9 protein-coding genes are annotated in these 12,835 nt (G+C 35.1%); all 9 read right to left on the bottom strand.

Going from position 1 to position 12,835, the window contains the following annotated elements; genetic code table 11:
• Positions 1-12: 12 nt before the first annotated feature.
• The 9 genes from GKZ88_RS12990 to nusG all read right to left on the bottom strand — a co-directional run bounded on the left by GKZ88_RS12990 (position 13) and on the right by nusG (position 12,830).
• On the bottom strand, positions 13-771 hold the full coding sequence (locus GKZ88_RS12990; protein WP_155102784.1) for a hypothetical protein: 759 nt from the start codon (positions 769-771) through the stop codon (positions 13-15).
• Positions 772-1,120: 349 nt separating this feature from the next.
• Complete coding sequence (locus GKZ88_RS12985) at positions 1,121-1,432, bottom strand: DUF3467 domain-containing protein (RefSeq protein ID WP_155102783.1); 312 nt, start codon at positions 1,430-1,432, stop codon at positions 1,121-1,123.
• Between the two features lie 10 nt (positions 1,433-1,442).
• A complete protein-coding gene (gene rpoC / locus GKZ88_RS12980; RefSeq protein WP_155102782.1) occupies positions 1,443-5,753 on the bottom strand; it encodes a DNA-directed RNA polymerase subunit beta' in 4,311 nt (1,436 codons plus the stop codon).
• A 257-nt stretch (positions 5,754-6,010) separates the two neighbouring features.
• Positions 6,011-9,823 (bottom strand): DNA-directed RNA polymerase subunit beta, encoded by a 3,813-nt coding sequence (gene rpoB / locus GKZ88_RS12975; protein WP_155102781.1) that lies wholly within the window; start codon positions 9,821-9,823, stop codon positions 6,011-6,013.
• Positions 9,824-10,086: 263 nt separating this feature from the next.
• Positions 10,087-10,458: a 50S ribosomal protein L7/L12 gene (gene rplL / locus GKZ88_RS12970; protein WP_007807437.1), complete on the bottom strand. Its 372-nt coding sequence runs from the start codon at positions 10,456-10,458 to the stop codon at positions 10,087-10,089.
• A gap of 88 nt (positions 10,459-10,546) precedes the next feature.
• Entirely contained in the window at positions 10,547-11,047 is a 501-nt protein-coding gene (gene rplJ, locus GKZ88_RS12965; protein WP_155102780.1) for a 50S ribosomal protein L10, read from the bottom strand.
• A gap of 22 nt (positions 11,048-11,069) precedes the next feature.
• Positions 11,070-11,759, bottom strand: coding sequence for a 50S ribosomal protein L1 (rplA, locus tag GKZ88_RS12960; RefSeq protein WP_035619180.1), 690 nt, complete (start codon positions 11,757-11,759; stop codon positions 11,070-11,072).
• Positions 11,760-11,772: 13 nt separating this feature from the next.
• Complete coding sequence (rplK, locus tag GKZ88_RS12955; protein WP_026713295.1) at positions 11,773-12,210, bottom strand: 50S ribosomal protein L11; 438 nt, start codon at positions 12,208-12,210, stop codon at positions 11,773-11,775.
• Positions 12,211-12,278: 68 nt separating this feature from the next.
• Positions 12,279-12,830 carry a transcription termination/antitermination protein NusG gene (gene nusG / locus GKZ88_RS12950; RefSeq protein WP_029273444.1) on the bottom strand — a complete coding sequence of 184 codons (552 nt, stop codon included), beginning with the start codon at positions 12,828-12,830 and terminating at the stop codon, positions 12,279-12,281.
• Positions 12,831-12,835: the final 5 nt, after the last annotated feature.

Here is a 12,835-nt window from a genome sequence, read left to right as displayed (position 1 = left end):
CATTTTTATATTTTAGATATCCCAAGATTTTTTTTCGGGTAAATAATTAATGCCTAATCCGCCAAGAATCATTATCACGGCATTAGAAAGTTCTTCTTCACTAATAATTATATCTTTCAGTAATACATTTTCCTCAATATCCTTTCCTCTAAAAAGTATTGTTTTTGAAAGATAATAATTCGGTCCCTGAATAGTAATTTCTAACTGGCCTGTATCATTTAAGATGATAATTGGTATTGAAAAATATCCTGTTTTAGAATTTATTTTTACCTTTTTACTTGAGCCATTTACCGATAGAGTTAAATTAGAAAACACTTTTCGGTTAAAGGGCTGATTCGTTTTTGCCTCTAACAATTTGCCTTTCATTGTAACTATAACATTCTCAAAACTATTTTGACTAGAAGTCACTTTACCAACTAAATAACGAGATGAATCAGCACTTATTTCTGTTTTGACCGATTCTTTCTCTTGTCCTGAAACATTAGATGCTAATAAAATTGAAGCAGCAACAGCAACATATTTAAAATTATTAAGCTTAAATGTTTCATTATATACAAATTCTTCTTCCAGCTGCGTCGTTTTTAGTCGTGCACAAATATTTTGATCTTTATTTTCTGCAATGAATTTAGCCACTTCTGAGTTTGATTTTTTACTTAAATCAATAACATTTTTCATACACGAATTACAGAATGAACCCGTTAAATTCGGAATCATTTTATCAAAGTTTTCAGAACATGGAGCGACTATTTCTAAGGTAAACTTCTTTTTCATACCATTTATGTATTTAAGTTAAAATCATTCGAGATGATCATTAATTATATAGAGTATAAATTTCGCAAAAAGGTTGGCAAACGCAACTATTTTTTGATTTAAAGTAATGACTGCCAAATTTTAAAGCATAAAAAAAGCGCTAATTTAAAATTAGCGCTTTTTTTTATTTGAATTAATCCCAACCTTTACTAAGTTATTATATTCCAAAAATTAACCTTTTCTCAAAGGAGTAACGAAACTAAAACAAATCATCTTAACAAAGAAATTTAGTCGACGAAAAGAGGTTTAAATCGGTTGAACTACATTTTGGCAAAAACAAAAAAAAGCCCCATTACTGGGGCTTTTAAATTTATGCTTGTCCCGCAGGACCAAAATTAAGCGGTATTGGTGCTTGTTCCGTTTCTTTGATTTCGCCATGAGCTGCCTCAAATCTGTGGATATTTTCACCTATTGCTTTTAATAATCTTTTAGCATGTTGTGGTGTCAAAACAATTCTTGACTTTACCTTGGCTTTAGGAATACCTGGCATAATGCTCACAAAATCTAAAACAAACTCTGATGATGAGTGATTTATAATCGCAAGATTAGAATAAATTCCTTCTGCGACAGTTTCGTCTAACTCAATATTAATTTGCTCTTGTTGTTGTTTCGGATTACTCATATTTTCCTAATTAATAAATGTATTCTTCTTTATTAGCCATCATTTCATTGTAATCGTCTTTAGATCCTACGATAGTATTATCGTATTCTCTCATACCAGTTCCCGCAGGAATTCTGTGTCCAACAATTACATTTTCTTTTAATCCTTCTAAATCATCTACTTTACCAGCTACTGCAGCTTCGTTAAGTACTTTCGTTGTCTCCTGGAATGAAGCCGCAGAAATGAATGATTTAGTTTGTAACGAAGCTCTTGTAATACCTTGAAGAACTGGCGTTGCAGTTGCAGTAATTACGTCTCTTGCTACAACAAGATTTTTATCATTTCGTTTCAATAATGAATTTTCATCACGCAATTCACGAGGTGTAATGATCTGACCTGGTTTCAATACTGAAGAATCTCCAGCATCTTCAACCACTTTCATACCGTATAACTTATCGTTTTGAACGATAAAGTCTTTAGTGTGAATTAATTGGTCTTCTAAGAATAAAGTATCACCTGGATCCTGAACTCTTACTTTACGCATCATTTGACGAATAACTACCTCAAAGTGCTTATCATTAATTTTTACCCCTTGTAAACGGTAAACCTCTTGAATTTCATTTACCAAGTACTGTTGAACAGCAGCTGGACCTTGAATTCTTAAGATATCATCTGGTGTAATAGCACCATCAGACAATGGAACTCCCGCTCTTACGAAGTCATTTTCTTGTACTAAGATTTGGCTAGAAAGTTTAACTAAATACTTTTTAATCTCACCAAATTTAGATTCGATAACGATCTCACGGTTACCTCTTTTAATTTTTCCAAAAGATACAACACCATCAATTTCAGATACAACCGCTGGGTTTGAAGGGTTACGAGCCTCAAGCAACTCAGTAATTCTTGGTAAACCTCCCGTGATATCGCCTGCTTTAGAAGAACGACGTGGGATTTTTACTAATACTTTACCTGCTTTAATTTTCTCACCGTTCTCAACCATAAGGTGTGCACCTACTGGTAAGTTGTAAGAACGAATCAATTCACCTTCTTTACCATAAACTAATAAGGTTGGGATTAATTTTTTGTTTCTAGCTTCAGAAATTACTTTCTCTTGGAAACCAGTCTGCTCATCGATCTCAACCATGAACGATTGTCCTTGCTCTAAATCCTCGTAAGCAATCTTACCAGTAAATTCAGAAACAATTACACCGTTATATGGATCCCATTTACAGATTACAGTTCCTTTTGCGACAGTATCACCATCATTAACAAAAATACTAGATCCGTAAGGAATATTATGTGTATTTAAAACAATTCCCGTTTTCTCGTCAACTAATTTCAACTCAGTTGAACGTGAAACTACGATATCAACAGAGTTACCTTCTCCGTCTTCTCCTTTAACTGTTTTTAAATCTTCAATTTCAAGTCTACCAGCAAATCTTGTAACAATACTAGATTCTTCAGAGATACCTCCAGCAACCCCTCCAACGTGGAATGTACGAAGTGTTAACTGTGTACCTGGTTCTCCAATAGACTGAGCAGCAATAACTCCGACAGCTTCACCTCTTTGTGTCATTTTTCCAGTAGCTAAGTTTCTACCGTAACATTTAGCACAAATACCTTTTAAAGCCTCACAAGTTAATGGAGATCTAACCTCTACTTTTTCAATTGGAGAAGCTTCGATAGTTCTCATAATTGCTTCAGTAATTTGTTGACCAGATTGAACCATTACTTCATTAGTAAGTGGGTTTATAACATCTTGCAATGCAACACGTCCTAAAATTCTTTCTCCTAATGATTCAACGATTTCCTCATTTTTCTTCAATGCAGCAACTTCAACACCTCTTAAAGTTCCACAATCTTCGATGTTAACAATAACATCTTGAGAAACGTCATGAAGCCTTCTTGTTAAGTAACCAGCATCGGCCGTTTTAAGAGCCGTATCCGCAAGACCTTTACGAGCACCGTGAGTAGAAATGAAGTACTCAAGGATCGAAAGACCTTCCTTAAAGTTAGAAAGAATCGGGTTTTCAATAATCTCACCACCACCAGCAGTAGATTTTTTAGGCTTAGCCATCAAACCACGCATACCAGTTAACTGACGAATCTGTTCCTTAGAACCCCTCGCCCCAGAGTCAAGCATCATATATACAGAGTTGAAACCTTGCTGGTCTTCTCTAATATTTTTCATTGCTAATTCTGTCAACTGCGCATTTGCTGAAGTCCATACGTCAATAACTTGATTGTAACGCTCGTTATTTGTGATAAGACCCATGTTATAGTTAGTTGAGATACCTTCAACTTGTTCTCTGGCATCTGCAATTAACTTAGTTTTTTGTTCTGGGATTCTAATATCACCTAAAGAGAATGATAAACCTCCTCTAAATGCGAATTTATACCCCATATCTTTCATATTATCCAAGAAAGCTGCCGTTGTCGGTACATCAGTTACACTTAAAATGTGACCGATAATATCTCTAAGGTTTTTCTTAGTCAATACATCATTGATATATCCAGCTGCTTCAGGTACTACTTCGTTAAATAATACACGTCCTGCAGTTGTTTGAATAATTTTGTACACTAATTCTCCAGCGTCATTAAAATCTTTTGCTCTAATTTTCACACGAGCATTCAATTCTAATCTTCCTTCGTTTAATGCAATGTTTACTTCTTCAGCAGAATAGAAAGTTAAGTCTTGACCTAAAATTATGTGTTCTGGCGTTGAGATACGTTCTTTGGTCATATAATATAGACCCAAGACCATATCCTGAGAAGGTACAGTAATTGGTGCTCCATTCGCAGGGTTCAAGATATTATGAGAAGCCAACATTAATAATTGTGCCTCTAAAATAGCCTCTGGTCCTAATGGCAAGTGAACTGCCATCTGATCCCCATCAAAATCGGCGTTGAAAGCCGTACATACTAATGGGTGCAATTGGATCGCTTTTCCTTCAATTAATTTTGGCTGGAAAGCTTGGATACCAAGTCTGTGTAACGTAGGAGCACGGTTAAGCAATACAGGGTGACCTTTAATTACATTTTCAAGGATATCCCAAACTACAGGCTCTTTTTTGTCTATGATTTTCTTAGCAGATTTTACTGTTTTTACAATACCTCTTTCAATCAATTTACGGATAACGAAAGGTTTGTATAATTCAGATGCCATATCTTTTGGCAATCCACATTCGAATAATTTTAATTCAGGACCAACAACAATTACCGAACGAGCAGAATAATCCACACGTTTTCCAAGTAAGTTTTGACGGAAACGTCCTTGCTTACCTTTTAAGGAATCAGATAATGATTTTAATGGTCTGTTAGATTCTGTTTTAACAGCAGAAGCTTTACGAGTGTTATCAAATAATGAATCTACAGATTCTTGTAACATACGTTTTTCGTTTCTTAAGATAACTTCTGGAGCTTTAATCTCCATTAATCTTTTCAAACGGTTGTTACGAATAATTACACGACGGTATAAGTCATTTAAATCTGAAGTTGCAAAACGACCTCCATCAAGTGGCACAAGCGGACGTAATTCTGGTGGGATAACAGGAACCACTTTCATAATCATCCACTCAGGACGATTTTCGCGGTTTAAGTTAGACTCACGGAAAGACTCAACAACTTGCAATCTTTTTAAAGCTTCAGTTTTACGTTGCTTAGATGTTTCGTTGTTAGCGCTGTGTCTTAATTCATAAGATAAAGCATCTAAGTCAATACGAGCTAATAAATCCATAATACACTCTGCTCCCATTTTGGCAACAAATTTATTAGGATCTAAATCATCTAAATATTGATTTTCTTGCGGAAGAGTATCTAAAATATTCAAATATTCTTCTTCAGTTAAGAAATCTAGTCTTTGTAAAGATTCTCCATCTGCATTTTTAGCAATACCAGCCTGGATTACTACGTATCTTTCGTAGTAAATGATCATATCTAATTTCTTAGATGGAAGACCAAGGATATAACCAATTTTGTTTGGAAGAGAACGGAAGTACCAGATGTGAGCAATTGGCACAACAAGATTGATGTGTCCTACTCTGTCACGACGTACTTTTTTCTCAGTAACTTCAACACCACAACGGTCGCAGATGATACCTTTGTAACGAATTCTTTTATATTTTCCACAAGCACACTCAAAATCCTTAACAGGTCCGAAGATTCTTTCGCAGAAAAGTCCGTCACGCTCAGGTTTGTGAGTTCTGTAGTTAATTGTTTCTGGTTTCAACACCTCTCCTCTTGATTCTTTCAAGATAGATTCTGGTGAAGCTAATCCAATTGAGATTTTATTAAATCTTTTAACTGGATTTTTATCCTTATTATTGTTTCTATTATTCATCATAGTTTTTACTATTGATTTATTTGCAATTAAAAAATTGAATTTAGATTTATAATCTACTCTTAAAAAAATAAGAGTTAATCATTCAGCTACTACCTCGGGTTACTTCTCTAAACCTCAAATTAATTTGAGGCGCTAGTTATAAAATGCCTTGCATTCTTATAAAAAATCGGAACGGGTTACGGGTATAAATCTTTAAAAACTTTTATAAATGAGTAATCAGTCCCATTAAAAAATGAGACTGACTACAAAACTTTTTATTATTCTTCTAAACGAATGTCAAGTCCAAGACCTTTCAATTCATGCATTAATACATTGAATGATTCTGGTAATCCTGGTTCTGGCATAGATTCTCCCTTAACGATAGCCTCGTAAGTTTTAGCTCTACCAATAACGTCATCCGATTTAACTGTCAAGATTTCACGAAGAGTACTTGATGCTCCATAAGCCTCAAGTGCCCAAACCTCCATCTCTCCAAAACGCTGACCTCCAAATTGAGCTTTACCTCCAAGTGGCTGTTGAGTGATCAACGAGTATGGTCCGATAGAACGTGCGTGCATCTTATCATCAACCATGTGTCCTAATTTAAGCATGTAAATTACACCCACAGTTGCAGCTTGATGGAAACGCTCTCCAGTACCACCATCATAAAGGTGCGTATGTCCGAAACGTGGTACTCCAGCTTCATCAGTTAATTCATTGATTTGATCTAAAGAAGCACCGTCAAAAATTGGAGTAGCAAATTTTCTACCCAAGTTCATACCAGCCCATCCAAGAACAGTTTCATAAATCTGACCAATGTTCATACGTGAAGGTACCCCAAGTGGGTTCAATACGATATCTACTGGTGTTCCGTCTTCAAGGAAAGGCATATCTTCATGACGAACGATTCTTGCAACAATACCTTTGTTACCGTGACGTCCTGCCATTTTATCACCAACTTTTAACTTACGTTTTTTAGCGATATAGATTTTAGCCAATTTCAAGATTCCAGATGGTAATTCATCTCCAACTGTAATAGTGAATTTTTCTCTTCTTAAAGATCCTTGTAAGTCGTTCAGCTTAATTTTATAGTTATGAATCAAATCATTAACCATTTTATTTGTAGCATCATCAGCAACCCATTGACCTTTGCTTAAGTGAGCAAAATCCTCTACTGCGTAAAGCATTTTTTGAGTATATTTTTTACCTTTTGGTAAAACTTCTTCACCCAAATCATTCATTACACCTTGAGATGTTTTTCCGTTAACGATCAGGAATAATTTCTCAACCAATCTGTCTTTTAATTCAACAAATTTAGTTTCGAACTCCATTTCTAAAGCGCCTAAAGCATCTTTATCCTGAGTACGTTTACGTTTATCTTTTACGGCTCTTGCAAATAATTTTTTGTCAAGAACTACACCATGTAAAGATGGAGAAGCTTTTAATGAAGCATCTTTTACATCACCTGCTTTATCCCCGAAGATTGCACGAAGCAATTTCTCCTCTGGAGTAGGATCTGATTCTCCTTTTGGTGTAATTTTTCCGATTAGAATGTCGCCAGGTTTAACCTCTGCTCCAATTCTGATCATACCGTTTTCATCTAAATCTTTAGTAGCTTCTTCAGAAACGTTAGGAATATCGTTTGTTAACTCTTCATTTCCTAACTTAGTATCTCTAACCTCTAATGAATAATCATCAACGTGGATAGATGTAAAAATATCATCACGAACTACTTTTTCAGAAATTACAATCGCATCCTCGAAGTTGTACCCTTTCCATGGCATGAACGCAACTTTTAAGTTTCTACCTAAAGCTAATTCACCATTTTGAGTAGCATATCCTTCTGATAATACTTGTCCAGGAATAACTCTGTCACCTTTTCTTACGATTGGTTTCAGGTTAATACTTGTACCTTGATTGGTTTTTCTAAATTTAATAAGGTTGTATGTTTTCTCATCAGCATCAAAACTAACCATTCTCTCGTCTTCTGTACGATCGTATTTAATAGTAATGATATTTGCATCTACATATTCAACAGTTCCATGCCCTTCAGCATTGATTAATACTCTTGAATCTGAAGCTACTTGACGCTCTAAACCTGTACCAACAATCGGAGCTTCAGGACGGATCAAAGGAACCGCCTGACGCATCATGTTAGATCCCATCAACGCACGGTTCGCATCATCATGTTCCAAGAAAGGAATCAATGAAGCCGAAATCGAAGCAATCTGGTTAGGTGCAACGTCTGTATAATGAACTACTGATGGCTCAACAACCGGGAAGTCACCTTCCTCACGAGCAATAACATTGCTAGCTGTAATTTTACCAGAAGCATCCATTTCAATGTTTGCCTGAGCAATCATTTTTCCTTCTTCTTCTTCAGCACTTAAGTAAATTGGAGTACTTTCTAAATCAACTACACCATTAGTTACTTTACGGTATGGCGTTTCGATGAATCCCATTCCGTTAACTTTTGCATAAACACCAAGAGATGAAATCAAACCAATGTTTGGTCCCTCAGGAGTTTCAATCGGACATAAACGACCATAGTGAGTATAGTGAACGTCACGAACCTCGAAACCAGCTCTCTCTCTCGAAAGTCCACCTGGTCCAAGTGCAGAAAGTCTTCTTTTGTGCGTAATCTCAGCTAATGGATTCGTTTGATCCATAAATTGAGATAACTGGTTAGTACCAAAGAAAGAGTTGATAACTGATGATAATGTTTTAGCATTAATCAAATCAATTGGTGTAAACACCTCGTTATCTCTAACGTTCATTCTCTCACGAATAGTTCTAGCCATACGTGCTAAACCAACACCGAATTGTTGAGACAATTGTTCACCAACTGTTCTAACACGACGGTTTGATAAGTGATCAATATCATCAATCTCTGCTTTAGAGTTGATCAATTCAATCAAATACTTAACAATGGTAATGATATCTTCTTTGGTAAGCACTTGCTTTTCCATTGGGATATCTAAACCAAGTTTTTTGTTCATTCTGTAACGACCAACTTCACCTAAGTTATAACGTTGATCCGAGAAGAACAATTTATCGATAATACCACGAGCAGTTTCTTCATCAGGCGGTTCTGCATTACGCAATTGTCTGTAGATATGCTCAACAGCTTCTTTTTCAGAGTTTGTTGGATCTTTTTGTAATGTATTGTGGATAATAGCATAATCTGCTTGATTATTATCCTCTTTATGCAACAAAATAGATTTAACGTTAGAATCGATGATCTCTTCAACATTATCTTTGTCGATAATAGTATCACGATCAAGGATGATTTCATTACGTTCGATAGAAACTACCTCACCGGTATCTTCATCAACGAAATCCTCGTGCCAAGTGTTCAATACACGTGCAGCAAGTCTTCTTCCAATATATTTTTTAATACCTGTTTTAGAAACTTTAATTTCTTCAGCTAAGTCGAAAATTTCAAGGATATCCTTATCTCTTTCGAACCCAATTGCACGGAATAAAGTTGTTACTGGTAATTTTTTCTTTCTGTCGATATAAGCATACATTACGCTGTTGATATCTGTAGAAAATTCTATCCAAGAACCTTTAAAAGGAATTACTCTTGCAGAATAAAGTTTTGTTCCATTTGCGTGGAATGATTGACCAAAGAAAACTCCAGGAGAACGGTGCAGCTGAGATACTACTACACGCTCAGCACCATTGATAACAAAAGTACCGCTTGGAGTCATATAAGGTATTGTTCCAAGATAAACATCTTGTACAATAGTTTCAAAATCTTCGTGTTCTGGATCTGTACAGTATAGTTTTAACCTAGCTTTTAAAGGCACACTATAAGTAAGACCTCTCTCTATACATTCTTGAATTGTATAACGTGGAGGATCAACAAAATAATCTAGGAATTCCAATACAAAGTTATTTCTTGTATCTGTAATTGGGAAGTTTTCCATGAAGGTGTTGTATAACCCTTCGTTGCCTCTTTCGTCAGATTTCGTTTCTAATTGAAAGAAATCTTTAAAAGATTTAACCTGAACATCTAGAAAATCCGGATAGTCAGGGATATTTTTTGTAGAGGCAAAATTCAATCTTTCAGTCTGATTTGTTATCATCAATGGACAAAATTTTGATTAAAAAAAAGTAATTTTTTTTGTGTGAAACACACTGTTTAATCTATACTTTCTTATTATAATCAATACATCTTTAAAAATAAACCAAAAGTAAGTTCAATTTTTTTTCTTCGTATTGATCAAAAACTTTTTCGTATTTTAAACTATTTGATAATAAAACTTGATATATTTTATTATACGAAAAATGGTTTAGGCCTTTGAGTGTTAACTCAGGACCTAAACCTAGTTCTTAAAACCGAGTTGAATTATTTTAATTCAACAACAGCTCCAGCTTCTTCTAATGATTTTTTAAGACCTTCAGCCTCTTCTTTAGAAACACCTTCTTTAACGTTACTTGGAGCACCGTCAACTACATCTTTAGCTTCTTTCAAACCTAAACCTGTAAGTTCTTTTACTAATTTCACAACTGCTAATTTAGAAGCACCAGCTTCTTTTAATACAACTGTAAATTCAGTTTGTGCTTCTTCAGCAGCACCTTCTCCACCACCAGCAGCAACTACTACAGCTGCAGCAGCAGGCTCGATACCATACTCGTCTTTTAATATTGTTGCTAATTCGTTAACTTCTTTAACTGTTAAGTTAACTAATTGTTCTGCGAATTGTTTCAAATCTGCCATTTTTCTATCGTTTAAAATGATTTGTAAAAATATAATTTAATTATTGTGCGCTAATTAAGCTGCAAGGAAAAAATCCTTGCTTTTGAAATTATGCTTCAGCCTCTTCGCTTCCTGCGAATTGGTTTTGCAAAGCAGAGATAACTCTTTGAGCTGGAGATTGTAATAATCCAATAATTTCTCCAATAAGTTCCTCTTTAGATTTAATAGTTGCTAATGCATCTAATTGGTTATCTCCAATGTATACTTCAGAATTGATGTAAGCTCCTTTCAAAACTGGTTTATCAGATTTCTTACGGAAATCTTTGATAATTTTTCCAGGTGCGTTAGCAACATCAGAAATAAATATAGCACTGTTACCACTTAAAACTGTAGGTAAATCACCATAATCATTAGCAGAAGCTTCCATTGCTTTTGCAAGCAAAGTGTTCTTTACAACCTCTAATTTGATACCTGCTTTAAAGCAAGCTCTACGTAAGTTTGAAGTTGTTTCTGCGTTTAAACCAGAAATATCAGATACATAAATGATATTTGTACCAGCTAACTGCGCAGTTAAATTTTCAATCGCGATTGATTTTTCTTCTCTAGTCATACTAAAAATTTTTAACTACCAATTATACTGCTTTTGGGTCTAATGCAATAGCAGGACTCATAGTGCTTGTAAGGTGAATACCTTTAATGTATGTACCTTTAGCAGCAGTTGGTTTAAGTTTTATTAATGTTTGAATAATTTCGTGTGCGTTGTCAACAATTTGCTCAGCTCCAAAAGAAACTTTACCAATTCCTGCGTGAACGATACCAGTTTTATCAACTTTAAAGTCAATTTTACCAGCTTTAACCTCTTGAACAGCTTTTGCAACATCCATAGTTACAGTACCTGTTTTAGGGTTTGGCATTAAACCTCTAGGTCCTAAAATACGACCTAATGGACCTAATTTACCCATAACAGCTGGCATAGTGATGATAACATCAACATCTGTCCAACCATCTTTGATTTTTTGTAAATAGTCATCAAGACCTACATAATCAGCACCAGCTTCTTTAGCTTCTGCTTCTTTATCTGGAGTTACTAATGCTAATACTTTAACATCTTTACCAGTTCCATGAGGTAATGTAACCACACCTCTTACCATTTGATTCGCTTTTCTTGGATCTACACCCAAACGAACTGCGATATCAACAGACTCATCAAATTTTGCAGAAGCAACAACTTTCAATAATGCCGCAGCATCTTTAAGAGAGTATAATTTGTTCTTTTCAATTTTTGAAGCAGCCTCTTTTTGCTTTTTTGTTAATTTTGCCATGTCTTTTTCTTAATTAAAAAGGAGCATCTCCTGATACAGTTATACCCATAGATCTAGCTGTTCCAGCAACCATACTCATTGCTTTTTCTACTGTAAAAGCATTTAAGTCAGGCATTTTGTCTTCAGCAATTGCTCTAATTTGTTCCCAAGTAACACTAGCTACTTTTTTACGATTAGGCTCACCAGAACCAGATTTTAGCTTTGCAGCTTCCATTAACTGAACTGCTGCTGGAGGAGTCTTAACAACAAAATCAAATGATTTGTCTTTGTACACAGTGATTTGCACTGGACAAATTTTGCCAGGTTTATCTTGAGTTCTAGCATTAAATTGCTTACAGAACTCCATGATGTTTACCCCAGCAGCTCCTAAAGCAGGTCCAACCGGTGGCGACGGATTCGCAGCACCTCCCTTAACTTGTAGTTTAACTACCTTACTAATTTCTTTAGCCATTTTTAAAAAATTTAACACCACAATCAATTGGAAGCGATTGCGATGGATATTATATATGTAACAAAAAATTATACTTTTTCAACTTGCATAAAACTCAATTCTAATGGCGTTTTTCTTCCGAAAATTTTCACCATTACTTCAAGTTTACGCTTTTCTTCATTTATTTTTTCAACCGTTCCGTTGAATCCGTTAAATGGACCGTCGATCACTTTAACAGTTTCTCCTAAGTTGAAAGGAATAGCACGAGTATCTGTATTTACAGCTAACTCATCTACCTTACCTAACATACGATTTACTTCAGAAAGTCTTAAAGGAACAGGTTCTCCGCCTTTAATTTCTCCTAAAAATCCAATTACACTTGTAATAGACTTAATAATATGAGGTATCTCACCAACTAAATTGGCTTCGATCATAACATATCCAGGAAAGTAAACTTTATCCTTAGACATTTTTTTTCCTTCTTTTACAGTAACTACTTTTTCTGTAGGCACTAAAACTTGGGAAACATAATCACCCATACCTAGTCTGGCAATCTCAGTTTCGATATAAGCTTTGACTTTATTCTCTTGTCCGCTTACAGCTCTAACTACATACCATTTTTTCACATTATTATCTGCCATCACAA

It is taken from the genome of Flavobacterium sp. LC2016-01 (assembly GCF_009711135.1).
In the GTDB taxonomy this organism is placed as follows: domain Bacteria; phylum Bacteroidota; class Bacteroidia; order Flavobacteriales; family Flavobacteriaceae; genus Flavobacterium.
The sequence above is the reverse complement of the archived record's forward strand: the minus strand, read 5'-3'. Positions and strand labels throughout refer to the sequence as shown.